Annotated in this window: 23 protein-coding genes; 9 read left to right on the top strand and 14 right to left on the bottom strand. The window is 73.4% G+C overall.

Annotated features, from left to right (window positions below):
• Positions 1-118: 118 nt before the first annotated feature.
• Both Q5425_RS29030 and Q5425_RS29025 read right to left on the bottom strand, forming a co-directional pair.
• Complete coding sequence (locus tag Q5425_RS29030) at positions 119-652, bottom strand: carboxymuconolactone decarboxylase family protein (RefSeq protein ID WP_308675502.1); 534 nt, start codon at positions 650-652, stop codon at positions 119-121.
• A gap of 103 nt (positions 653-755) precedes the next feature.
• On the bottom strand, positions 756-2,471 hold the full coding sequence (locus Q5425_RS29025; RefSeq protein WP_308675501.1) for a glycosyl hydrolase family 18 protein: 1,716 nt from the start codon (positions 2,469-2,471) through the stop codon (positions 756-758).
• Between the two features lie 286 nt (positions 2,472-2,757).
• Here Q5425_RS29025 and Q5425_RS29020 point away from each other — a divergent pair, with 286 nt between their 5' ends.
• Genes Q5425_RS29020 through Q5425_RS29005 form a run of 4 tightly spaced genes read left to right on the top strand, consistent with a single transcriptional unit; the run spans position 2,758 to position 7,072 of the window.
• A complete protein-coding gene (locus Q5425_RS29020) occupies positions 2,758-5,340 on the top strand; it encodes an FtsX-like permease family protein (protein ID WP_308675500.1) in 2,583 nt (860 codons plus the stop codon).
• Complete coding sequence (locus Q5425_RS29015; protein WP_308675499.1) at positions 5,333-6,025, top strand: ATP-binding cassette domain-containing protein; 693 nt, start codon at positions 5,333-5,335, stop codon at positions 6,023-6,025. Before Q5425_RS29020 ends, Q5425_RS29015 begins: the two co-directional genes overlap by 8 nt.
• Positions 6,022-6,690 (top strand): ATP-binding cassette domain-containing protein, encoded by a 669-nt coding sequence (locus Q5425_RS29010; RefSeq protein ID WP_308675498.1) that lies wholly within the window; start codon positions 6,022-6,024, stop codon positions 6,688-6,690. The genes Q5425_RS29015 and Q5425_RS29010 overlap by 4 nt, the downstream gene beginning before the upstream one ends.
• Positions 6,691-6,706: 16 nt before the next feature.
• Positions 6,707-7,072, top strand: coding sequence for a VOC family protein (locus tag Q5425_RS29005; protein WP_308675497.1), 366 nt, complete (start codon positions 6,707-6,709; stop codon positions 7,070-7,072).
• Here the strand turns inward: Q5425_RS29005 and Q5425_RS29000 are convergent.
• Complete coding sequence (locus Q5425_RS29000) at positions 7,069-7,908, bottom strand: oxidoreductase (protein WP_308675496.1); 840 nt, start codon at positions 7,906-7,908, stop codon at positions 7,069-7,071. The two genes, Q5425_RS29005 and Q5425_RS29000, sit on opposite strands and share 4 nt — an antisense overlap.
• Positions 7,909-8,006: 98 nt before the next feature.
• Between Q5425_RS29000 and Q5425_RS28995 the strand changes: the two genes are divergently transcribed.
• The gene (locus Q5425_RS28995; RefSeq protein ID WP_308675495.1) at positions 8,007-8,909 is read left to right on the top strand and encodes a LysR family transcriptional regulator; all 903 of its coding nucleotides are present in this window, start codon (positions 8,007-8,009) and stop codon (positions 8,907-8,909) included.
• Here Q5425_RS28995 and Q5425_RS28990 read toward each other — a convergent pair.
• Together Q5425_RS28990 and Q5425_RS28985 are read right to left on the bottom strand one after the other, a co-directional pair.
• Complete coding sequence (locus Q5425_RS28990; RefSeq protein WP_308675494.1) at positions 8,897-9,232, bottom strand: rhodanese-like domain-containing protein; 336 nt, start codon at positions 9,230-9,232, stop codon at positions 8,897-8,899. The two genes, Q5425_RS28995 and Q5425_RS28990, sit on opposite strands and share 13 nt — an antisense overlap.
• An 11-nt stretch (positions 9,233-9,243) precedes the next feature.
• Entirely contained in the window at positions 9,244-9,873 is a 630-nt protein-coding gene (locus Q5425_RS28985; RefSeq protein ID WP_308675493.1) for an NAD(P)H-dependent oxidoreductase, read from the bottom strand.
• Between the two features lie 61 nt (positions 9,874-9,934).
• Between Q5425_RS28985 and Q5425_RS28980 the strand changes: the two genes are divergently transcribed.
• Both Q5425_RS28980 and Q5425_RS28975 read left to right on the top strand, forming a co-directional pair.
• Positions 9,935-10,567, top strand: a complete 633-nt coding sequence (locus Q5425_RS28980; RefSeq protein WP_308675492.1) for a helix-turn-helix domain-containing protein — start codon at positions 9,935-9,937, stop codon at positions 10,565-10,567.
• Between the two features lie 52 nt (positions 10,568-10,619).
• Positions 10,620-11,699 carry a GDSL-type esterase/lipase family protein gene (locus tag Q5425_RS28975; RefSeq protein WP_308675491.1) on the top strand — a complete coding sequence of 360 codons (1,080 nt, stop codon included), beginning with the start codon at positions 10,620-10,622 and terminating at the stop codon, positions 11,697-11,699.
• Between the two features lie 46 nt (positions 11,700-11,745).
• Here the strand turns inward: Q5425_RS28975 and Q5425_RS28970 are convergent, their stop codons facing one another.
• Positions 11,746-12,213, bottom strand: a complete 468-nt coding sequence (locus Q5425_RS28970; protein ID WP_308675490.1) for a helix-turn-helix domain-containing protein — start codon at positions 12,211-12,213, stop codon at positions 11,746-11,748.
• A gap of 47 nt (positions 12,214-12,260) precedes the next feature.
• Here Q5425_RS28970 and Q5425_RS28965 point away from each other — a divergent pair, with 47 nt between their 5' ends.
• A complete protein-coding gene (locus Q5425_RS28965) occupies positions 12,261-13,496 on the top strand; it encodes an MFS transporter (RefSeq protein WP_308675489.1) in 1,236 nt (411 codons plus the stop codon).
• Here Q5425_RS28965 and Q5425_RS28960 read toward each other — a convergent pair.
• The 4 genes from Q5425_RS28960 to Q5425_RS28945 are packed head-to-tail and all read right to left on the bottom strand — an operon-like array spanning position 13,387 to position 15,538.
• Entirely contained in the window at positions 13,387-13,686 is a 300-nt protein-coding gene (locus Q5425_RS28960) for a hypothetical protein (protein WP_003092405.1), read from the bottom strand. The two genes, Q5425_RS28965 and Q5425_RS28960, sit on opposite strands and share 110 nt — an antisense overlap.
• Complete coding sequence (locus Q5425_RS28955) at positions 13,673-13,897, bottom strand: hypothetical protein (RefSeq protein ID WP_308675488.1); 225 nt, start codon at positions 13,895-13,897, stop codon at positions 13,673-13,675. The genes Q5425_RS28960 and Q5425_RS28955 overlap by 14 nt, the downstream gene beginning before the upstream one ends.
• A gap of 46 nt (positions 13,898-13,943) precedes the next feature.
• Entirely contained in the window at positions 13,944-14,399 is a 456-nt protein-coding gene (locus Q5425_RS28950) for an Lrp/AsnC family transcriptional regulator (protein WP_043786019.1), read from the bottom strand.
• On the bottom strand, positions 14,396-15,538 hold the full coding sequence (locus Q5425_RS28945) for a Xaa-Pro peptidase family protein (protein WP_308675487.1): 1,143 nt from the start codon (positions 15,536-15,538) through the stop codon (positions 14,396-14,398). The genes Q5425_RS28950 and Q5425_RS28945 overlap by 4 nt, the downstream gene beginning before the upstream one ends.
• 666 nt (positions 15,539-16,204) lie before the next feature.
• On the opposite strand from Q5425_RS28945, the gene Q5425_RS28940 reads away from it, so the two are divergent.
• Entirely contained in the window at positions 16,205-17,149 is a 945-nt protein-coding gene (locus tag Q5425_RS28940; protein ID WP_308675486.1) for a 5'-3' exonuclease, read from the top strand.
• Here the strand turns inward: Q5425_RS28940 and Q5425_RS28935 are convergent.
• From Q5425_RS28935 to Q5425_RS28920, 4 genes are all read right to left on the bottom strand, one after another.
• Positions 17,146-18,363 carry a GNAT family N-acetyltransferase gene (locus tag Q5425_RS28935; protein WP_308675485.1) on the bottom strand — a complete coding sequence of 406 codons (1,218 nt, stop codon included), beginning with the start codon at positions 18,361-18,363 and terminating at the stop codon, positions 17,146-17,148. The two genes, Q5425_RS28940 and Q5425_RS28935, sit on opposite strands and share 4 nt — an antisense overlap.
• A 55-nt stretch (positions 18,364-18,418) precedes the next feature.
• A complete protein-coding gene (locus Q5425_RS28930; protein WP_308675484.1) occupies positions 18,419-19,621 on the bottom strand; it encodes a GNAT family N-acetyltransferase in 1,203 nt (400 codons plus the stop codon).
• A 68-nt stretch (positions 19,622-19,689) separates the two neighbouring features.
• Positions 19,690-20,451, bottom strand: a complete 762-nt coding sequence (locus Q5425_RS28925; RefSeq protein WP_308675483.1) for a DUF4333 domain-containing protein — start codon at positions 20,449-20,451, stop codon at positions 19,690-19,692.
• A 159-nt stretch (positions 20,452-20,610) separates the two neighbouring features.
• Positions 20,611-23,388, bottom strand: a complete 2,778-nt coding sequence (locus Q5425_RS28920) for a DEAD/DEAH box helicase (protein ID WP_308675482.1) — start codon at positions 23,386-23,388, stop codon at positions 20,611-20,613.
• Positions 23,389-23,515: the final 127 nt, after the last annotated feature.

The raw sequence follows: 23,515 nt of genomic DNA, 5'->3' as shown, positions 1-23,515 counted from the left end.
GCCGGGTTGTCGTGAGTGTTTGGGAGGGTTCTAACCCTCCTAAACACTCACGACAACTGCGGCAGGACTTGGAGCCGGGCCCTGCCGCACCGGCCCGCCGTGAAGACTCTGACAGGCGCTAGCGGGCGTAGCCGCCCGTGGCCAGCCGCTTGCCGATCTGGTCGTAGACCGCCTGGTCGTCCGGGGCCACCGTGGCCAGGCCGTCGACGTAGCGGTTGAACAGGCAGAACGACGCCGCGATCAGCACGGTGTCGTGGAGTTCGACGTCGGTGGCGCCCTCGGTGCGGGCCGCGGCGATCAGCTCGGCGGTGACCGCGCGGCCGGTCTCGCGGACCGCGAGGGCGATCCGCAGGAGGGCTTTCACCTTCGCCGAGACGGGGGCGTCGTCGATCCCGCCGCAGGCGGCGTCCACCACCGCGCGGCCGCCGTCGAGGGTTTCCGCCGCCGCGGCGGCGTGGCTGCCGGTGCAGAAGCGGCACTCGTTGCCGTTGGACACGACGGCGGCGATCAGCTCGCGCTCCCCCACCGTGAGGGTGCTGGGGCCGCGCAGCAGCACTTCGGCCAGCTGCCCGAGCGGGGCCGCGGTCTCCGGCCGGTAGGCGAAGAGCGCGGTGATCCCCGGCAGTTCCGGGTCGAGCGGGATGTGCGGCATCGGTTCCTCCTCGCGGGGGCGGAAGATCTTCCCCGCGAAGTCTCTCGGCCGGCGGCGGCCCGGCCAACCTCCGTGTTGCCCAACCGGGCCGCCGCCGAAGGGCTCAGCCGATCGCGAAGTCGTCGGCGTAGACGGCACTTTGGCCGTACCAGCCGTGGACGTACACCGTCACCGCACCCGACGCGCCGGTCGTGAACGGCACCGACAGCCGCGTCCAGCCGCCGCCGGAGGTCCACGCGCTCGCCGTCGCGCCGCCCCGGACGCCGACGTAGGCGTAACTGCCCTGCACCCACGCCGTGAGCGTGTAGGCGTGGTTCGGGGCGAGGGTGACGTTCTGTGCCGCTTCGCCGGTGGCCGACGCCGTGGGCACCACCTGCAGCGCGTGGGTGCCCGAATGCGCCGGCGAGGCGACGATCGTGTCGCCGGGGGCGCTCCACGGGCTCAGTGCGCCGGTCTCGAAGCCGCCGTTGACGACGCCGCCCGCGGGCGGCGGGCCCTTGACGGTGAGGGTGAAGGAGGTGCTGTGGCTGCCGGAGGCCGCGGCGCCGGTCACGGTCAGCGGGTAGACACCGGGGACGGCGGCCGCGGTGGTGCTCACCGACAGCGTCGCGCTGCCGCCCGCGGTCACCGAGCCGGGGCTGACGGACGCGGTGACGCCGGCGGGTGCGCCGGTGACCGACAGCGTGACCTGCTGGGCGGCGCCGGAGGTCACGGCGGTCGTCACGGTCGCCGAGGCCGAGCCGCCCGGGTCCACCGTGGCCGAGGCGGGGTTCGCGGCCAGGGAGAAGTCGTTGCCGGGCACGGAGGTGCCGCCGGTGAAGGGCTCGAAGGCGTGGCTGAAGAACCACGTGTCCTGGGCGATGCCGGAGCAGTTGTCCGCCGCCGCGCCGCCGGGGCAGCTGCCGTTGTCGCGCTGCAGCGCCCAGAAGGACAGCGTGTTGATGCCCTTGGCGACGGCCCAGTTGTAGACGGTGGCGGCGTCCGCGGTGGTGAACGTTTCGGCCGGGCCGAAGTCGTCGACGCCGATCATCTCGGTGATCCCGACCATCGCCCACAGCTGCGCCTGGGTCTTGCCCGGGTAGAGGGCGCCCAGCTGCGAGACCAGGCCGGTCGCCGCGGTCTGGGTGTCGGTGGCCATCTGGTGCGCGGCGTTGTCGTAGTAGTCGAAGGTCATCAGGTTGACGACGTCGACGCGGGTGCCGTTGGCGACGGCGTTGCGCAGCACGGCCAGGCCGCTGTCGGCGAGGCCGCGGGTGGTGGTGGGCAGGGTGTAGGAGATCTGCAGGGACCGCCCCGAGGCCGCGGCCCGGTCCTGGACCTTCTTGATGGCCTTGTTGCGGCGGTCGATCCCGGCGGAGTTGGTCAGCGAGTTGTCCTCGATGTCCATGTCGAGCCGCGGGACGTCGTAGGTGGTGATCACCGACTCGTAGGCCGCGGCGATGGAGTCGACGCTCGCGCAGCTGTCGGCGATCTCGGTGCCGGTGTTGTCGGCCGTGTAGCCGCCGAAGGACGGGATGACGTCACCGCCGCGGGAGCGGATGGTGGTGATGTCGGCGCCGAAGGTGCCGCCGGAGACCGGCATGCCGGTGTCGCCGTTCCAGTACACGGTGCAGGAGCCCTTGGTGGCGGCCTGCAGGAACGCCATGGTCAGGTGCTTGGCGCCGGACTGCTGCGCCAGCGCGGCGGGGCTCTCCCCGGTCCAGGCTTCGAAGTACGGCGCGAAGACGTGCGTGGGCAGCGGCGTCGCGGCTTGGGCGGGACCGGCCACGGCGACCAGGGAGCCGGCCGAGAAGGCCGCCAGGGCCAGGGAAACGGACAATCGGGAGAAAAGCCTGCGTCGACGCATCTGCGCTCCAGTGCGGGCGGGAAGCCATGCGGCGGCGCGGCACGGCGGGACGTTCCCAGGATTGGATCAGACCAATCGCAACGTCAAGGTCTAGACCACTAAACCGGCCGGATGGCGGTCCCGGTTGGTCGCGGCGGCCGGTTCCGGCGCAAACACACGGGGTGAGCAACGATCACGCCAAAAACGTGCCGACACGGCGGGGTGGCCGGTAGCGTGCGCGTCCATGCGGGTGATGCGGGGGAAGAATGGACGACGCAGAGTGACCAAACCGTGGCGGGCGGCCCCGAAGGCCGCTCTCTCCAGCCCGCTGACGCTGCTCGTCGCGGCCGTGACCTCGCTGCTGGCGTGTTTCCTCGGCACGGCCGCGGTGCTGCAGGCTTCCGCGGCCGGCGGCGCCGCCGTCGAGTACCAGACGGGCATCACCTGCCCGGACAGCTACGGCCCGATGTTCGGCAAGGGCAACATGCCGGTGCAGGACATCCCCGCGGTGACCGGGGCGATCCAGCGGCACGCCGCCGCCCACGGGTTCGGCGCGCCCGTCGTCGGCCAGTTCACCAACGTGCTCCCCGGCACCGAGTTCAACGGCGACCCCCACTACAAGGTCCGCCTCGGCTACCGCGACCAGGCCGGCCTGGACAACCTGACGCTGCAGCAGGGCTCGCGCGCGCCGGGGCTGTGGCTGGGCAACGTGGTGGCCGACGCCGAGCACATCGGCCTCGGCACGAGGCCGAGCCTGCAGGGCGTCGCGCTGCCGCCGGTCACCGGCATCTACCGCGACCTGCTCGATCCGCCGCCGCGGTGGTGGTGCTCGCAGCAGTCCGGGGCGGTCATCGACCGGCTGGTCGACGACCCGATCGATTCCATCGTCTTCGCCACCGACCGCAAGACCTTCGACGACGCGGTCAAGGCGATCGGCCTGCCGACGATGCAGTACTTCCACGTCTCCTTCTACGAGCCGGCGCCGAAGACGCTGAGCGCGGCGGAGGACCTGCTGCAGCGCTCGCAGGACCTGATCGCCGACGTCCGCGCCGATCTGACCGCGCAGGGCCTCGGCTCGCTGATCGCCGCCGACGTCCCGACGTTCCAGCGCTCGGTGCAGATCGCCCGCCAGGCGCAGGACAACGTGTTCGTGTCGATCCTGCCGCTCGCGCTGATCAGCGTCCTGGTCGGCTGCGCCGGCCTCGGCACGGTCGCCCTGCAGTGGTACCAGCGGCGGCACGCGCAGCTGCGGCTGCTCTCCGCGCGCGGCAGCGGCCCCGCGGCGCTCGGCGGGCTCGCCGTCGCCGAACTGGGCCTGCCGGTCCTGCTCGGCGGCGCCGCCGGCGCGGTCGCGGCGCGGGTGCTGCTGGGCGTGTACGGCCCGCCCGGCGTGCCGGATCCGGCGGCCGAGCTGCGCGCCGCCGGGGTCGCGGCCGTGACGCTGGCGGTGTCGCTGGTGCTGCTGGCCCTGGTCGTCGCCGTGCGGGTGCACCGGGAGTTCGAGCTGGGCCGGGTGCGCCGCGGCGGCCACCGGGTGCGGTGGCTGGCGTACTTCCCGTGGGAGCTGGCGACGGCTGGCATGGCGTGGCTGGGCTGGACCCGGCTGGTCCGCTACGGCACGACGTCCCGGCTGGGCAATCCGCTGCCGCAGGTCGACCCGCTGGCCCTGACCTACCCGGTGTTCGTGGTGCTGACGGTGGGCCTGCTGACCGCGCGGCTGGCGTGGCTGGCGCTGCACGCCTCGCACCGGGCCCGGTTCTGGTCGCGCCCGGCGCTGCAGCTGGCGATCCGGCGGCTGGCCGGCGCCCGCGCCCCGGTGACCGGGGTGCTGGTCATCGGCACCCTCGCCATCGGCACGCTGGCCACCGGCCTCGGCATCGCCAACGGCCAGGAGGAGGCCCTGGAAACCAAGTCGGCGATCTTCGTCGGCAGCAACGCCCGCCTCGACACCGACAGCCCGATCGGCATGGGTGCCGTCGCGATGCCCCCGTCGCTGGCCGGGACCAGCACGGTGGTCGGCGAGCTGACCGGGACCGGCAGCGTGGTGCTGGTGGTCGACCCGGCGACGTTCGCCCGCGGCGCCGCGGTGGACCGGATCCCCACCGGCGACCTGGACGGGTTGCTGCGCAAGATTTCCCGGCCCGACCCGCGCGGCACGCCGGTGATCCGCGTCGGGCACACGGCCAAGCAGGAGGCCCGGCTGCCGGACGGGCTGCCCGACGCCGTCGTCGCCGGCGACCTGCCGGTGTTCCCGATGATCGGCACCTCCCCCGGCTACGTCGTCTCGCGCACGGTGCTCGGCCACGCGCAGCTGAACGGCATTCCGAAGTGGAGCGTGCTGACCACGTCGCCGATGGCCGAGGCGACCACCGCGCTGCGCGCCGCGGGGGTGTTCATCCCGAACCGCGTCAGCCGGGAGTCCGCTTTGGACGGTCTGCCGTTCTTCGTGGTGTCGTGGACGTTCTCGTTCGTGGCGCTGCTGGGCGCGGTGCTCGGGGTGGTGGCGATCCTGGCGCTGCTCGTGGCGGTGGAGGTCCGGCGGCGGCAGAACGCGCTGGCCGGGGCGCTGGTGCTGCGGATGGGCATGCGGCCGCGAACGCTGCTGGCGAGTCACCTGATGGAGCTGGGCGCGCTGAGCGGGCTGGCGATCGTCGTCGGGGTCGTGTGCGGGGTCGCGGTGGCGGGCCTGTCGGTGCCCCGGTTCGACCCGGCGACGTTCCTCGCGCCGCGCTCGGAGCTGCCGGATCCACTGCCGTTCGTGCTGACCGTCGTCCTGATCGGCGTGGCCGTCGTCGCGCTGGCCGGCTGGATCGCGGTGCGCTCGGTGCGCACCGCCCGGACCGCGGAGCTGATCCGTGCCTGAGAAACCGATCTTCTCCCTGCGCGGCATCGGCGTCGACTACCAGACGCCGGCCGGGGTCGTCACCGGAGTCGACGACGTCAGCATCGACGTGCCGGCGCGCGGCATGACCGTGCTCGCCGGGCCGTCGGGCTCGGGGAAGTCGACGCTGCTGCGGGTGCTGGGGCTGTTCGAGCAGCCCGCGCGCGGCACGCTGACCTTCCAGGGCGCCGACGTCCGCAAGCTCAAGCACCGGGAGCGGCGGGCGCTGCGGCGCCACCACCTGGGGCTGGTGTTCCAGAACCCGGCCGACAACCTGCTGGGCTACCTGAGCGTGGCCGAGAACCTCCGTGCCGCGGCCGAGGCCGCCGGCACGGAGTGCACTCCGGAGGACATCCTCGGGCAGCTGGGCCTGCACGGCACCGGCGGCTGGAAGATCTCGGCGCTCTCGGGCGGGCAGCAGCAGCGGCTGGCGTTCGGGTGCGTGCTGGCCGCGCGGTCGACGGTGATCCTCGCCGACGAGCCGACGTCGCAGCTGGACGAGGCGTCGGCCGACCTGGTCCTGGACACCCTGCGGTACCTGGTGGACCAGGACTTCGCGGTACTGGTCGCCTCGCACGACGAACGCCTCATCGGCCTCGGCCGGCGGGTGGCGCGGCTGCACAAGGGGTCGCTCGAAGGTGTCGAAGAACGGGAGCCACTGGCATGACACTCGTGGAGGCCGTCGGCCTGCGCCGCAGTTTCGCCCACCCCAGCGGGGACATCGAGGTGCTGCGCGGGCTGGAGCTGAGCGTCGGCGCCGGCGAGCTCGTGACGGTGTCGGGCCGGTCCGGGTCCGGCAAGAGCGCGCTGCTGGCGCTGCTGTGCGGGTTCGACTCCCCCGACGCCGGCTCCGTGCTGCTCGACGGCGTCCCGATCAGCGGCGCACCGTCGTGGCACACCTGCGCGGTGCTGCCGCAGGCGCTCGGGCTGGCCAACGAGCTGACGATCGCGGAGAACGTCGCCTTGCCGCTGCGGCTGCGTTCGGACGTCCCGCGCCCCTCGGCGCCGTCGATCGCCGCCCGGGTCGCCGAGCTCCTGGACGAGCTGGGCATCGGCGACCTCGGCGACCGCTACCCCCTGGAGGTGTCGTTCGGGCAGCAGCAGCGGGTGGCGCTGGCCCGCGCGGTGGCCGGCCGTCCCCGCGTCCTGCTCACCGACGAGCCGACGGCGCACCTGGACGCGGGCAGCACGCCCCGGGTGCTGCGGCTGCTGCGCCGGTGCGCCGACGAGGGAGCGGCCGTGCTCGTCGCGACCCACGACGAGGAGGTCCACCGCATCGCCGACCGCCGCGTCCGCCTGCTCGACGGGGTGCTCACGGCGCTGCTCGGCTGACGCTGCTCGGCCGACGGTGCTCGGCCGACCGATCAGGAATCGAGAAGCGCGGGCCGGGAATACCGTCACCGACCTGGCCGCCGCCAAGGCCGTCTACACCGCGCTGCTGGGCCTCGAGCCGCAGGCCGACGCGCCCTACTACGTCGGCTACGACACCGGGGGCCAGCACATCGGCCTGGTGCCCAACGGCGCGCAGCAGGGCATGACCGGGCCGGTGACCTACTGGCACGTCGGGGACCTCCAGGCGAAGCTCGCCGAAGTGACCGCGGCGGGCGCGACGGTGAAGGACGAGCCGAAGGACGTCGGCAACGGGCGCCTGGTGGCGACCTTCACCGACGCCGACAGCAACGTCCTCGGCCTGTTGCAGGACCCGCAGGCCTAATCCAGCGCAGTCGCCCGGCTGACCTCTTCCCAGGCGGCCAGGTCGGCCGCGAGGGCTTCGTGGTGGGCGCGGATCGCTTCGACGGCGTCCGCGCCCAGTGCGAGCCGCAGCGGAGCGTCGTCGCGGCCGGCCGCTCGGACGATCGCCGCCGCGGCCTTGGCCGGGTCGCCGGGCTGGGTGCCGTCCATGTTCTCGACCGCGTCGCGCGTTCCCGCCGTCGACACCGCGTAGGCGTCGATCGTGCGGGAGCGGTGCATGCGGCCGCCGCCGAACTCGGTGCGGAACGCGCCGGGCTCGACGATCAGCACCCGCACCCCGAACGGCGCCACCTCGGCGGCCAGTGCCTCCGAGATGCCTTCCAGGGCGAACTTCGCCGCGCAGTACGCGCCGAAGCCGGGCATCGACAGCTGCCCGCCCATCGAGCTGAGCTGCACGATCGTGCCGCTGCCCTGCGCGCGCAGGTGCGGCAGCACGGCCTTGGTGACCGCGACCGCGCCGAAGAACATGACGTCCATCAGGGCGCGCAGTTCGGCCATGGTGAGTTCTTCGACCGCGCCGACCGAGCCGTTGCCGGCGTTGTTGACCACGACGTCGATCCGCCCGAACTCGTCGAGCGCGGTTTTCACCGCCGCGTCGATCTGCCCGGCGTCGGTGACGTCCAGTGCCGCGGTCCGGATCCGGTCGCCGCCGCGGTCCCGCAGGTCCGTCAGGGTTTCCGGCCGGCGGGCGGTGGCCAGCACGCGGTCGCCCGCGGCCAGCGCGGCCAGCGCGATCTCCCGGCCGAAGCCGGCGGAGCAGCCGGTGATCAGCCAGACGCGGCCGTCGGTGTTCGTCATCTTCCGTTTCCTCCCAGTGCTTTTCCTCCTTCCATCCTGGAGACGATCAAGGCCGGGGCGCCAACACCGATGTCCTGCCGCGGCTACAGTCTGAGCCTGTGACCCCCGAGCTGCGGCAGCTGCGCTACTTCGTCGCCGTCGCCGACGCGACCAGCCTCACCCGCGCCGCCGCCGGCCTGCACATCGCGCAGCAGTCGCTGTCCCAGCAGATCACCGTGCTGGAACGTGGCCTCGGCGTGCGGCTGTTCGACCGCGACGCGCGCGGGGCGCGGCTCACCGCCGTGGGCCGGCTGTTCCTGCCCGAGGCCCGCGCGGTGCTGGCCCGCGCCGGAGAAGCCGTCGCGACGCTCGGGCGGGCGGTGCGCGGGGAGATCGGCGACGTCCGGCTCGTCTTCCTCGCCACGACGGCGAACTACCTGCTGCCGCCGGTGGTCCGCGCGGTGCGCGAGCGGTTCCCCGAGCTGGCGGTGACCACGGCCGAGGCGTCGATCGCCGAGCTCGTCGACGGCCTGCGCGAGGGCCGGTTCGACCTCGCCTTCACCCGGCCACCGCTGGCCGGGGACCTGGCCTCCCGGACGCTGCTGACCGAAGAGGTGTGCGCGGTGCTGCCGGCGGAGCACCCGCTGGCCGGGCGGGCTTCGCTGGAGCTGGCCGACCTGGCGGGCGAACCGTGGGTGCTGACCCCGCGCGGCAGCTGGGAACCGTGGCACCGCAGCTACGACGACGACTTCGCCGCCGCCGGGTTCACCCCGCGGGTGGTGCAGCGGGCCGCGACGGTGCAGGGCCTGCTCGGGCTGGTCGCGGCCGGCGTCGGCGTCACCCGGCTGGCCCGTTCGTCGCACAGCCTGCGCCGCAGCGGCGTGGTGTTCGTGCCGCTGGCGGGCGATGTCGCCCGCACGGAGCTGGTGTGGGTGCCGGGCAACAACAACCCGGCGGTGCGGGCGATCGCCGAGGTCGCTGTCGAGCTGGCGGCATCCACGGACCTGACTCAGGCGGGCTGACCGCTTTCGGTCGGCAGCCCGGCGGACACCCAGTCCTCGATGCCCGCGGCGTACTTGCGGACGTCGGTGTAGCCCAGCCGTTCCAGCTGCGCGGCGACCTGGCCGCTGTTGGCGCAAGCGGGGTTGGAGCAGTAGGTGACGATCGCGGCGGCCTTGTCGGGCAGCAGCGTCGGCGCCTTGGCCGCGACGTCGCCGGCGACGAGGTTGATCGCTCCGGGCAGGTGGCGGGTCGCGTAGTAGGATTCGGGCAGCGCGTCGACGAGGACGAGGTTTCCGGCGGCGAGCCCGGCCTCGAGCGTTTCGCGGTCGATGGTGTCGGTCACGGTCTTCTCCTTCAGAACGTCTTGGCGGTGTCGCGCGCGGCTTCGTGGGCGATGCGGCCGAGTTCGACGGCGTCGCCGGTGAGGGTGGGGTGGAAGCGGATCTCGGTGACGTCGTTGATGCCGGTCCAGTTCAGCCAGCCGGTGAAGAACGGCGACTGGAAGTCCGCGCCGAACTCGCGACCGAGGCCGGGTGCCCACACCGCGCTGGTGTAGATGACCGCGGCGCGCTTGCCGCGGCCTTCGAGGAGGTGCCGGTAACCCGTGACGGGGTCGACGCCGAAGATCCAGCCGGGCTGGGAGACGACGTCGACGAACTGCTTGAGCACGTACGGCACGCCGGAGTTCCACATCGGCACGCTGAACAGGATCCGGTCGGCGGCGTCGAAGCGGGCGAACGCCGCCTTCGCCGCCGCCCAGGCTTCGGCTTCCTCGCCCTGGGGTGTGCCGCCGCCGAAGACGGTCATCTTGGCGCGGGCCGCGGCGGGCCCGAACGCGGGCAGCGAGCCGTCCCAGAGGTCCCATTCGTCGATCTCGGCGGCCGGGTGCAGGGTGCGGTAGGTGTCCAGGAAAGCAGCTGCCAGACGCAGCGACTGGGACTCTTCGCCGCGGGGAGATGCGGAAATGTGCAGCAGGTCGGGCATTTTGGTGCTCCTCGAAGGGGGTCGGCTTCCGCCGGGCCAAGAATCGGACTAGAGTCCGCTTATGTCCTCGAACCGTAGCGGACCGCAGTCCGCTTCGTCAACGCCCGCCGAGCTGCCGGTGCTCGGCGCCCCCGTCCGCGAACGGGCGGACGCGGCCCGCAACCGGATCCGGGTCCTCGAAGCCGCCGAGAAGCTCTTCGCCGAGCGCGGGGTCGACGCGGTGACCATGGACGACGTCGCGGGTGCCGCCGGCGTCGGCAAGGGCACGCTCTACCGCCGGTTCGGCGACAAGGGCGGCCTCGCCATGGCCCTGCTCGACCAGCGGGAACGCGAACTGCAGGAGCGGATCCTCACCGGCCCGCCACCCCTGGGCCCCGGTGCCGGGCCCGCGGACCGGCTCGGCGCGTTCGTCGAGGCCTACCTGGAGTTCCTCGACCGGCAGCTGGACCTCGTCCTGCTCTCGGAGACCGCCACGACCGGCGCGCGGTTCCGGACCGGCGCCCACACCCTGTGGCGGCAGCACTGCCGGCACCTGCTCGAAGCCGGCGGCGCGGCCGGCGCCGAGATCGCCGCGGACGTCCTGCTCGCGGCGCTGGCGGCCGAGCAGGTCCGGCACTGGCGGCGGGACCGGGAGATCGGTTCGGCGACGCTGGCGGAGTCACTCGTCCGGCTGGTGCGGAGCTGGCTGCCGTGACGCACGGTGTCCGGAGCGGGGGCGGCTCACCCGGTCCGTAGAATCGGCGGCGATGCGACGTCTTCGGTGGTATTGGGGAGCCCTCGTCCTCGCGTGCGTGGCCCTGCTGGTCGGGTTCTTCGCCTTCTTCGGCTCCGAAAGCAAGCCGGGGCAGCCGCAGCCACGGCAGGGACCGCCGGGCACCGGGCCGCTCACCGTCGTCGCGATGGGTGACAGCACCGTGTCCGGGGAGGGCGCCGGGCAGTACACCGCCGCCACCAACGGCCAGGGCGGCAACTGGTGCCACCGCTCCCCCCACGCGTTCGTGGCGAAGGTCGCCGTCCCGGGCGTCACCGCGCACGTCAACCTCGGCTGCTCCGGCGCCCCGGCCGAGCAGGTCGCGCTCGGGGACGTCAAGCAGTGGACCGAGGGCTCGCAGGCGCAGCAGCTCGCCGCGCTGGTGAAGGACCACCGGGTGGCCGCGGTGGTGATCGCGGTCGGCGCGAACGACGAGCCGAAGTTCTCCAACCAGGTCAACGAATGCTTCAAAGCGTGGTTCGACCCGGGCGGCCCGCCGTGCAGCACGGCACTGAAGCGGACCTGGCAGTCCAAAGTGGACGCGATGGTGCCGAAGGTGGCGGCCGCGGTCTCGGACGTCAAGCGGGTGCTGGCCGCCGCCGGGTACGTGCCCGCGGACTACCAGCTGATCCTGCAGTCCTACGCGGCGCCGATCGGCCCGGACCTGCCGGAAGACCTGCGCAGCCTCAACGGCTGCCCGTTCCGCACCGAGGACCTGCGCTGGATCGCCCAGACCGGCATCGGCGTCCTGTCCTCGGGCCTCAAGGCGGCCGCCCAGCAAACCGGGGCGCGGTTCCTGGACCTGGCGAAGGCGGGGGTCAAGCACGAGGCGTGCAGCGGCGGCGCGAATCCCGCGACGGAGTGGTTCACCCGGCTGACGCTGCAGCTGGCCGACCTCGCCCAGGCCGAGCGAGCGGGGCACGCGCTGCAGGAATCGTTCCACCCCAACGCCGCCGGCCACGCGGCGATCGCCAACTGCCTCACGGAGTTCATCGCGACCAAGGAGGGCAACGCCTCCTGCCTCGCCGGCGCGGACGGCACGCTCCACCCGGCTCCGGAGGTCGTGGCCCGCTGACCCCGGAGGGTCGGCTCGCGAACCAACCCTCCGGATACGCGAGACGTCACCGCACTTTGCGCACCGAAGTCGTCTCCACGTCGGCGAGGGTGCCGTCCGATCCGGTTGCCTGCAGTGGCGGCAGCGGGACGCCGTGGCCGTCGACGAGGAGCGAATGGGTTTCGCCGGGGGCGAAGGCGTGCCGTTCGCCCCACTGCCGGAGGGCGACGATCACGGTGAACAGGTCGCGCCCGGCCGGGGTCAGGACGTAAACCTGCCGCCGGCCCGACGGCGCGGTCCGCCGATCGAGGACGCCGCGGTCGACCAGGCGGCGGAGCCGGTCGGTGAGGATGTTGCGGGCGATCCCGGTGCGCTGCTGGAAGTCGGTGAACGACCGGGCGCCGTCCATGGCGTCGCGCACCACGAGCAGGCTCCAGCGGTCGCCGACGAGGTCGAGCGTGCGGGCCACCGGGCAGTTCGGGTCGGTCCAGCTCTCGGCCACCACACCTCCGGAAGAGTTGCTGTTCGAAACCATTCTGCCGTAAGGTCGAATCAGTTGCAATCTGCTACCGATGGGGTGGGATGGGCCGGAACACGTTGCTGGCGGTGGTGTGCGCGGTGGCGGTCGCGAGCATCTACGCCGCTCAGCCCGCGCTCGCCGGGATCGGCGTGGACCTGGCCGTGCCGGCGGCGGGGCTGGGGTGGATCGTCGCGGCCGGCCAGCTCGGCTACCTGGCGGGCCTGGCGCTGCTCGTTCCGCTGGGCGACCTGCGGGACCGGCGCCGGCTCATCGCGGGCCACCTGGCACTGACGGCGGCGGGCGCGCTGGTCGCCGCGGCCGCGACCCGGCTCTGGGTGCTCCTGGCCGGGCTGGCCCTCACCGGGCTGTTCGCGGTCGTCGTCCAGACGACGGTCTCCTACGCCGCGGCCCTGGCGAAGCCCGGGGAACGCGGCCGCACCCTCGGCGCGGTGACCTCCGGGGTCGTCCTGGGCATCCTCGGTGCCCGCGTCGCGGCCGGAGGCCTGGCCACGGCGTGGGGCTGGCGCAGCGTGTACGTCGTGCTTGCCGCGCTTCTGCTGGCGCTGGCAGGGCTGGTGCTGAAGACGCTGCCGCCCGACCCGCGCACCGGTCGTTCCTCGTACCGGGAAGCGCTCGCCCTGCTGGGCGGGCTGTTCCGCGAACGGCTGTTCGTCTCGCGCGGGCTGATCGCGTTCTTCCTGTTCGCCTCATTCGGCGCGCTGTGGAGCGGCCTGGCGTTGCCGCTCGCGGCCGCGCCGTGGCGGCTGAGCGCGGCCCAGATCGGCCTCTTCGGGCTGGCCGGCCTGGTCGGCGCACTGGGCGCCGCCCGGGCGGGCCGCTGGGCCGACGCGGGGCACGCGCGTGCCGTCACCAGCGGCGCCCTCGTCCTGCTCGCCGTGTCGTGGGCGGCGATCGGGCAGGCTTCGTGGTCATTGGGGCTCGTCGTCGCCGGCGTGGTCGTGCTCGACTTCGCCGTGCAGGCCGTGCACGTGAGCAACCAGCACCTGCTGACCACCGCGCACCCGGACCACACCAGCAGTGCCATCGGCGGCTACATGCTCTTCTACTCGCTCGGCTCGGCCCTCGGCGCCACCGCGACGACGACCGCGTTCGCCGCCGCCGGGTGGACGGGTTCCAGCGTCCTCGGCGCAGCGTTCGCCGTGGGCGGGTTCGCGGTCTGGGCCGGCTTCAGAGGTCGAGAGCGGCGCGCAGGGCGATGTCGATGCGTTCCTGGACGTCCTGGTCGATCTCGGCGATCCGCTCGTCGAACCACGGGCGGTAGAGCCGGGTCAGGTTGAGCGTCGACACCCAGTAGCGGGCGTCGATCGCCACGCCGAGGATGTCCATCGGGTCGCGGTCGAGCAGCTCGGTGCCGAGCAGCCAGGGCCGCTCGGACTCGTTCACCCCGTCCGAGGACAGCAGCACCACCGTGCGCTGCCGGGCCGGTTCGGTCGGGGGGTGGTACGTCCAGACTTCACCCCTGCGCACGCAGATCCTTTTCCGCCGCGGTGCGCTCGGCCTCGTCCGCTTCCGCGACGACCGGTTCCGGCCTCTGCGGGGTGTAACCCGTGCGCACCGCCTCGCGCCTGGCCGCCTTGGACAACCAGGACGAGACCGAGATTCCGTGGGCTTTCGCGGCTCGTTCGGCGAATTCCAGGGCGCCGCTGTCCAGCGAAAGAGTCACCTTACGTGTTGCCATACCTTTTACCGTACCAGTGCCCCGGTCGCCGGACGGAGCGCCGGCATCAGAACGTCGGCGAACGTCCCTCGAACGGCGTAGAGAGCACCACCGTCGTCCGGGTCGACACCTTCGCCGCCTCCCGGATCCGGCGCAGCAGGTCCTCCAGGGCCAGCGGCGACTGGACGCGCACCAGCAGGATGTAGGACTCGTCGCCGGCCACCGAGTAGCACGACTCGATCTCCTTGATGTGCTGGATCCGCTGCGGGTAGTCGTCCGGGGCCGCCGGGTCGTTGGGCGTCAGCGAGATCAGCGCCGTCAGCGGCAGGCCGATCTGCTCGCCGTCGAGCCGGGCGGTGTAGCCGAGGATGACCCCGCGCTGCTCGAGGCGGCGCACCCGCTGGTGCACCGCCGACACCGACAGCCCGACGCGCTCGGCGAGGTCGGTGAAGCTGCGCCGCCCGTCCGCCGCGAGCTCCTGGACGATCGACTGGTCCAGCGGCTCCAGGCCGCCGGTCGTCATGCGTCCAGCACGACGAGCTCGTGCGGCTGGTTGTTGACGGACTCGACGCCGTCCTCGGTCACGATCACGATGTCCTCGATGCGGGCGCCCCACCGGCCCGGCTGGTAGATGCCCGGCTCGACGCTGAAGGCCATGCCCGGCTCCAGCGGCAGCCCGTTGCCGGCGATGATGTACGGCTCCTCGTGCACGTCCAGGCCGATGCCGTGCCCGGTGCGGTGGATGAAGTACTCCCCGAAGCCCGCCTCGGCGATGACGTCCCGCGCGGCGGCGTCGACGGCCTCGGCGGTGACGCCCGGCTTCACCGCGGCCACCGCGGCGGCCTGCGCGCGCTGCAGCACCGCGTAGGTCTCGGCCACATCGGCGTCCCGCGGCTCGCCGACGGCGTAGGTGCGGGTGGAGTCGGAGTTGTAGCCGGCCGGCAGCGGGCCGCCGATGTCGACGACCACGACGTCACCCTTGTTGATGACGCGCTCGGAGACGTCGTGGTGCGGGCTGGCTCCGTTCGGGCCGGAGCCGACGATCACGAAGTCGGCCCGGACGTGGCCCTCCTCGACGATGGCCGCGGCGATGTCGGCGCCGACCTCGGCCTCGGTGCGGCCCGGCCGCAGCCACTCGTGGACGCGGGCGTGCACCCGGTCGATCGCCGCACCGGCCTCGCGCAGCGACGCGATTTCCGCGGCGTCCTTGCGCATCCGCAGTTCCCGCACGACCGGCCCGGCCAAGGTCTGCTCGGCCTCCCCGAGCGCGGCCCGCAGCGCCAGGACGTGCAGCGCCGGGGTGAAGTCGCTGACCGCGACCCGCCCGGGCTTGCCGAGCCGGTCCGCGACCAGCTTGTAGGGGTCGTCGCCGTCGACCCAGGTGAGCAGTTCGACACCGAGTTCGTCGGCCGGGACGTCGGCGTAGCCGGGCGCCTCCAGCTTCGGCACGACCAGCGCGGGAGTGCCGTCGGCCGGGACGACGAGGGTGGTGAGCCGCTCGAACGAGCCCCCGGCCTGGCCGAGCAGGTACCGCAGATCGGAGCCGGGCGCGATCAGCAGGGCATCGGTGCTCGCGGCCGCCGCGGCAGCGCGGGCACGGTCCAGCCGCGCCCGGAGGGCAGCGGAATCGGGGGCGGGCGTGTGGAGGGATCGGCGCGACATGAGGCCGAGCCTAGTGGGACGGGCGAGCCGCCCGGACCGTGTGGGTCCGCGACATGCCGGGCCGGGTGACGCGCCTCCCCCGGTGACGCCCGGTGAGGTGAGGAGCAGCGGGACTGGCGGCGGCGCGCGCCGGGCACTCGCCCGGGTTTCGCTGACGCCGGTGGCGGTCGGAGCGGCGGGCTTGCTTCCGCGGTGGCGACGCGTGCAGCGGCTGCGGCTGCCGCGGCGGGTGCGGCTGCGGCTGCCGCGGCGGGTGCGGCTGCGGCTGCCGCGGCCGGACCCCGCCCGGTTCGCCGGCACCGGTGGCGGTCAGAGCGGCGGGCTGGTGGCGCGTGCCGCCGCCGGGCACTCGCCCGGCTTCGCCGAAACCGGTGGCGGCCGGAGCGGCGGGCTTGCCCGGCGATGGCCGCCGTCCGGGCCGACCTGCCGCTCCCGGGCGCTCATCCGGTGCCGCCGAAACCGGTGGCAGCCGGAGCGGCGGGCTTGCTCCCGCGGCGGCCGCGGCGGCGGCAGGTGCCGCTGCCGCCCCGCCCGGTTCCGCCTCGGCGCCCACAGCCCGCAGCCCGCAGCCCCGCCCAAAGCGAGAGCGCTCACCCACTCCCCTCTTCCGCACCGCAAGACGCGTGGCGCTCCCCCCACCCTCCCCGGCCGTGGCAGGCTGTGCGGGTGACCGGATCCCTTGCCCTGCTCGACTCCGCGAGCCTGTACTTCCGCTCCTTCTTCGCCCTGCCCGACTCGATGCGCGCCGCGGACGGGACGCAGGTGAACGCCGTGCGGGGGTTCGCCGACACGATCGCGCGGATCCTCACCGACCGGCGCCCCACGCGGCTGGTGTGCTGCCTCGACGCCGACTGGCGGCCGAAGTTCCGGACCGACCTGCTCCCCAGCTACAAGGCGCACCGCGTGGCCGAAGAGACCGGCAGCGGCCCCGACGTCGAAGTCGTGCCCGACACGCTCACCCCGCAGGTCCCGATCATCCTCGAGCTGCTCGAAGCCTTCGGGTTCGCCACCGCCGAAGCCGGCGGCTACGAGGCCGACGACGTCATCGGCGCGCTCGCCACGCGCGAAAAGACCGATCCGGTCGAGGTGATCACCGGGGACCGGGACCTGTTCCAGCTGGTCCGCACCGAGCCGACCCCCACCGCCGTCATCTACGTCGGGAAGGGCTGGGCCAAGGCCGAGGTGCTCGGCCCGGCCGAGATCGCCGAGCGCTACAGCCTGCCCCGCGAGACCGCCGGGCCCGCGTACGCGGACATGTCGGTGATGCGCGGCGACCCCTCCGACGGGCTTCCCGGTGTCGCCGGGATCGGCGAGAAGACCGCCGCGAAGCTGATCACGCAGTTCGGCTCGCTCGACGCGCTCCTGGAGGCCTCCGCCGCCGGCGACAGCCGCGTGCCCCTCAAGACGCGGCTGCGGCTCAAGGACGCAGCGGACTACCTCGCCGTCGCCCCGACCGTGGTCCGGGTCGCGGTCGACGCGCCGGTCGAACAGTCCCGGCCCGACACCGTCCCGGCGGCACCGGCCGATCCGGCGCGGGTCGCCGAGCTGGCCGAGCGGTGGAACCTCGGCAACTCGGTCGAGCGGCTGCTCAAGGCCCTGCCCGGCGCCTAGAAGTGCGTGCCGCACCACGGCGCGGTGACCGTGGTGAACAGCTCGTCGGCCCGGACCGCCGCGGCCGGGTCGCGGACCTCGATCCGGCCCGCGGCGGCCAGCGTCGTCGCGGCCCACTGGCCGAGGTAGAGCATGCCGAGGGTGCCGACGTCGAGCGCCAGGTCGGCGGGCGCGTCGGTGCGCCGGGCGCCGTCCGGGCCGACCTCGTAGTGCCCGGTGTTGGCCGGCAGCAGCCGGTCGGTCACCGCGAGCACCACCGGCCCGGCCGCGCGGTAGCTGCGCGCGGCGAGCGCGGCCGCGACGTCGACCGGCCGCAGCCACAGGTCGTCCTCGACGGCGAGGGTGGCCGCGTGCCGGTGGTCGGTCAGCAGCAGCGCGAGGGGCTCGTCGACCGGACGGTGCCGGGCGTGCACCCCGGAGACCAGGTCGACCGACAGCAGGTACCGCCAGAGCGCGGCCCGCGCGACCGGGCCGGCGGCGTGCAGGTCGTGGACCTCCAGCACCGCACCCTCGTCGGGTGAGCCGAGGGACCGCCGGGTGATCGTGGCGTACACGACGAACCCGTCGTCCCCGTCCGGTCCACTGTGGACGGCCACGAGGTGGTCGCCGTCCGGGCCCACGTGCCGGTCGTGCGAGATCGGCCACCACGAGTCCGGACGCCCGATCATGCCCGGCCGGTGCAGCCCGATCCGCCGGTACAGCGCCGGCAGGTCCTTCACCGCCTCCGCGGGCGTGAGCAGCCGGACGTCACCGCCGGCCGGGACGCGCTCGTGGAGCCGGGCCGCCGGCCGCGCCACCCGCAGGGTCTTGCCGAGCGCGGCCGAGCCGTAGCCGAACCGGCCGTAGATGGTCGGTTCGCTCGCGTGCAGGACCGCCAGCGGCAACCCCCGCGCCGCGAAGTCGGCCAGCTGCACGGCCATCATCGCGCTGAGCACCCCGCGGCGGGTCCGGTCCGCGCGGACGCCGACGCCCTCCACCGCGGCGACCGGCACGGCCCGCCCGCCCGGGACGGCGATCTCGGTGTCGTAGGAGCTGACGATCCCGACCGGCGTCTCCCCGTCGAACGCGCCGAACTTGTGCACGGCGGGCCACGACTCCCCGATCCGGGCCCAGACGTCGTCGGTGACGCGCCGGCTGTGCAAGGCGCGGCGCAGCAGGTCGAACGTGCTGCGCCGCTCTTCTTCGGTGATCGGGCGGACGTCGAAGGCGGTCATCCTCCCGATCTTGCCGCCCACCGCCGGGCCCGGCACGCCGATTTCCCGGCCGCCCTCAGAAGTGGCTGCCGCTCCAGGCCGCCACGCCGGTGCCGAAGAGCAGGTCGGCCGCCGCGGGAGCCGCCGGGTCGCGGACCTCGATCCGGCCCGCTCCGGCCAGCGCCGAGGGCCGCCACGTGCCGAGGTAGACCATGGCCAACGTGGTGACGTCCAGGCGAAGCCCGGCCGGCCGGTCCGTGCGCTCCGCGCCGTCCGGGGTCACGCGGTAGGTACCGCTGTTGCCCGGCAGCAGCGGATCGGCCACCTCCAGCACCACCGACGCGGCGTGCCCGTACGCCCGGGCGGCCAGCGCCCGCGGGACGTCGACGAGCCGGATCCAGTGCTCGTCCCCGATCCGGTCGACGGTGCCGCGGCGGTGGTCGGCCAGCAGCAGGTCGATCGGATCGTCGAGCGGACGCGATTCCGCGACGATCCGGTCCACCAGGTCGATGCCGAGCAGGAACCGCCACAACCCGGCGTACGCGGTCGCGGAACCCGCGAACAGGTCCGCCACCTCCAGGGTCTTGGTCCACGGATGGGCCGGCACCCCGTCGACGGAGTAGGTGGCGAACCCGTCCGGCCCGCCGGGACCGTGGTGCACCACCGCCTTCACCGGCGAGGCGTGCCGCCGCAGCTGCATCTCGTAGAGCCGCCACAGCACCTCGGGCCGGGTCATCATCCCCGGCCGGTGCTCGAGACCGGCGTACACGCCCGGGCACACTTCGAGCGCCCGGTCCAGGTCCAGCAGCTCCAGCTCGCCGCCCACCGGGGCGTCCGGCCGCAACCGCGCCCGGGACCGGTCGACACTGTAAGCGCGGCAACGGGTGGCCAGGCCGTAGCCGAACCGGCCGTAGATCCCGGCTTCGGACGCCAGCAGGTTCGCGAACACCACCCCGCGCGCGGCGAAATCCTCCAGCTGCGCCGTCATCAACGCCCGCAGCACACCACGACGGGTGCGGTCGGCCCGGACCCCCACGGAGGTGACACCCACCATCGGCAGCCGGGCGCCACCGGGCACGGCCAGCTCGGCGTCGAAGGACCGCGCGGTCCCGATGAGCTCCGGATCGAAGGCCCCGAGCGCGCCCCCGGGCTGGTAGTACCGCGCCGCGTACACCCATTCGGCGTCGTCGGGCGGCGGGAAGTGCACGCTCTCCCGGAACAGGTTGCTCGCCGCCCGGTGTTCCTCGGTGCCCAGCGTCCGGATCTCGAAGTCGCTCATGCCCGGATCATCGCCGGAAACGACGAAGCCCGGCCACCGGAACCACCGGCGGCCGGGCTTCGATCACGTCACTTCGAGGCGGGCGGGGAAACCTCGTAGTTGCCGCCGTCGCCCTTCACCGTGATCGGCACCTGCTGCGGCTTGCCGGCGATCGTGGCGGTGCACTCGAACTTCGCCCCGTCCTCCACCTTCTGCTCGGCAGGACAGGTGACGCCGGTGACGCCCTCGATCTTGTAGGTCTCGGTCAGCAGCTTCTGCACGTCGGTCTGCATCTGCGTGTTGTTGAAGACCTGCGTCTTCAGGAACCCCGGCGCCACGAACCCGAGGATCAGGAACACCGCGACCGCCGCGATCGCCGCGATCACGCCGATCAGCAGGCCCTTCTTCGACTTCGCCGGCGTCTCGCCCTCCGGGGCACCCGCGCCCGGGAACTGCTGGCCGTAGTCGTACTGGCCCGGCGGCTGCTGCTGCCCGTACTGGGGCTGCGCCTGCGGCCCGCTCTGCGGGTACGCCCCACCCGGCTGCTGCCCGTACTGGGGCTGCGCCTGCGGCCCGCTCTGCGGATACCCCCCGCCGGGCTGCTGCCCGTAGGGCGGCGGCTGCTGCCCCCACTGCTGCGGTTGCTGGGGCTGCTGCGGCGGGGGGTACCCGCCCGGCTGCTGCCCGTACTGGGGCTGCTGCGGCTGGCCCCACTGCTGCTGGTTCGGGTCGTAAGAAGGCTGCTGCCCCCACTGCGGCTGCTCCTGCGGGCCGCTCGGCGGGTACGCGCCGCCCGGCTGCTGCCCGTACTGGGGCTGCTGTGGGTCGTTGCCGCCATACGGCGTGCTCATCGTCTGCCTCCGCCTGCTTCGCTCATCACGCTGTCCACCCCGAAACACCGGCAAGCCGCGCACGCACGGTGTCGCAGGCGATCCAACCACAGGTCGGAGCCGAGCACACGTGTCCACGCTCACCGCCCCCGCCACCCGGGAGCTGGGCTAACACCGAGTTCACGCCGCCCCCGCGGCCACGACCCCGCGGCGCAGCGCCTTCACCGCATCGGCCGCCGCCGCACCGACCGGGTCGGCCTTGCCCAGCACGTCCCGGATCTGGTCGAGCAGGTCGATCACCTGACGCGACCAGCGCACAAAATCACCCGCCGACAGCTCCTGGCCGTTGGCCTCGGCCGCGGTCAGCACCTTCTCCAAGGATTCACCACGAGCCCAGCGATAAACCGGCCACGCGAACCCGGCATCCGGCTCCCGGGTCCGGTCGAGCCGGTGCCGCCGCTCGTCCTCGGTCAGCTCCACCCACAGCCGCGCCGTCTCCTGCCACGCCTCGGGCACCGCACCACCCGGCAACCGGGGCTCACCGGCGGTGTCCCGCCGGGCCTCGAACACCAGCGTCGACACGACCGCGGCCAGCTCGGCCGGGTTGAGCTTGCGCCACACCCCGTGCCGGATGCACTCGGCCGCCAGCAGATCCGACTCGCTGTAGAGCCGCGTCAGCCGCCGCCCGTGCTCGGTGACGCGATCCTCGCCGTCTCCCGCCGACTCCGGCCCCAGATAGCCGCGCTCCCCCAACAAAGCCAAGATCCGGTCGAACGCCCGCGCCAGCGAGTGCGTGGTCGCCGCGACCTTCCGCTCCAGCTGCTGCGTCTCCGCCGCCAGCCGCTGATAACGCTCGACCCAGCGCAGATTCGCCTCGCGCTCGGCCAGCCCGTGGCACGGGTGCGCCCGGAGCGCCCGCTGCAACACGGCCAGCTCACCGTCCTCGTTCGCCCCCGAACGCCGCTTCTGCCGGCCCGGCAGCGAAATCCCGGCGTTCCGCAACGTCGCGGCGATGTCCCGGCGCGCCCGCGGCGACCGCAGCTCGACGTGCTTGGGCAGCTTGATCCGCCCCAGCGCCTCGACCGGCGCCGGGAAGTCCGCCACCGACAACGGCCCCGACCACCGGTCCTCGGTCACCACCACCGGCCGCGGCTCCCGGATCGGGTCCAGCCCCGGATCGACGACCACGGCCAGCCCCGCCCGCCGTCCCGCCGGCACCGCGATGACGTCACCCTTGCGCAGCTTCTCCAGCGACTCCGCCGTCCCGGCCCGGCGCACGGCGGTGTTCTGCCGCGACAACGCCTTCTCCCGCGCCGAAATCTTCGAACGCAGCTCGACGTACTCCAGCATCTCGTCGAAATCGCCGGTCACCGCGGCCGTGTAGCCCTTCAGGGCTTCCTTGTTCCGCTCGATCCGGCGCGCGGTCCCCACCACCGACCGGTCGGCCTGGAACTGCGCGAACGACTGCTCCAGCAGCTCACGCGCCTCCGCGGCCCCGACCTGCGCCACCAGGTTGACCGCCATGTTGTAGCCCGGCCGGAATGACGACCGCAGCGGATAGGTCCGCGTCGAAGCCAGCCCCGCCACCTGCTTCGGATCCACCCCGGGCTGCCACGCGACGACCGCGTGGCCCTCGACGTCGATCCCGCGCCGCCCGGCGCGGCCCGTGAGCTGCGTGTACTCCCCCGGCGTCAGCTCGACGTGCGCTTCGCCGTTGTACTTCACCAGCCGTTCGAGCACGACCGTCCGCGCCGGCATGTTGATCCCCAGCGCCAGGGTCTCCGTGGCGAACACGACCTTCACCAGCCCCCGGACGAACAGCTCCTCGACGGTCTCCTTGAACGCCGGCAGCAACCCCGCGTGGTGCCCCGCGATCCCCCGCTCCAGCGCCTCCCGCCACTCCCAGTAACCGAGCACGCCGAGATCACCCTCGGGCAGGTCCGCCGTGCGCTCCTCGATGACCCGCCGGATCTGCTCGACCTCACCCGGCCCGTTCAGCCGCAACCCGGACCGCACGCACTGCGCCACGGCGGCGTCGCACCCGGCGCGGGAGAAGATGAACACGATCGCCGGCAGCAACCCCGCCCGGTCCAGCTGCTCCACGACGTCGACCCGCGACGGCGGCCGGAACCGCGGCATCCGCGGCGGCGCACCCCGGCGGCCCCGCGGCCCCCGGAACCCGGCGGGCGCGTACTGACGGCCGATCTCCTCGGTCCGCCGCAGCAGGGTCGGGTTGATCCGCAGCTCGGCCCCCGGGGCGTGCACGTCCTCCCCGGCGAACAGGTCGAGCAGCCGGTTCCCGACCAGCATGTGCTGCCACAGCGGCACGGGCCGGTGCTCGTCGACGACCACCGTCGTGTCGCCCCGGACCTCCACCAGCCACTCGCCGAACTCCTCGGCGTTGCTGACCGTCGCCGACAGCCCGACCACGCGGACGTGCTCCGGCAGGTGCAGGATGACCTCTTCCCAGACCGCGCCGCGGAACCGGTCGGCCAGGTAGTGCACCTCGTCCATCACGACGTAACCGAGGTCGGTGATCGTCGACGAGCCCGCGTAGAGCATGTTGCGCAGCACCTCGGTGGTCATCACGACCACCTGGGCGTTGCCGTTGATCGAGGTGTCCCCGGTCAGCAGGCCGACGGCGCCGGCCCCGTAGCGGGCGACGAGGTCGGCGTACTTCTGGTTCGACAACGCCTTGATGGGCGTCGTGTAGAAGCACTTGCGTCCCTCGGCCAGCGCCAGGTGCACGGCGAACTCGCCGACCACCGTCTTGCCCGCCCCGGTCGGTGCGCAGACCAGCACACCGTGGCCGCCCTCGAGGGCCTCGCACCCGCGGATCTGGAACTCGTCGAACTCGAAGGACGCCTCCGCGGCGAAGCGCGTCAGCTGGGGGTATTTCCCGCGACGCGTGGAGGCCGCATAGGCCTCGGCCGGGGACGGAGAAGGGCTACTGGCCACCTCGTCAGGGTTTCACACCCCTCCGGCAGTTCGCACGTTGCGTGCACTGACCCGAAGTATAGGTCGTTATACACTTCAGTGGGCGCTGGAACCTGGGCGCTGGAACCGGGTGCGGTGCGGCGACGTC

The sequence above is a fragment of the Amycolatopsis sp. A133 genome (assembly GCF_031082405.1).
Lineage (GTDB): Bacteria > Actinomycetota > Actinomycetes > Mycobacteriales > Pseudonocardiaceae > Amycolatopsis.
Note: the sequence above shows the minus strand (reverse complement) of the source record. Positions and strands in the feature narration are given on the sequence as shown.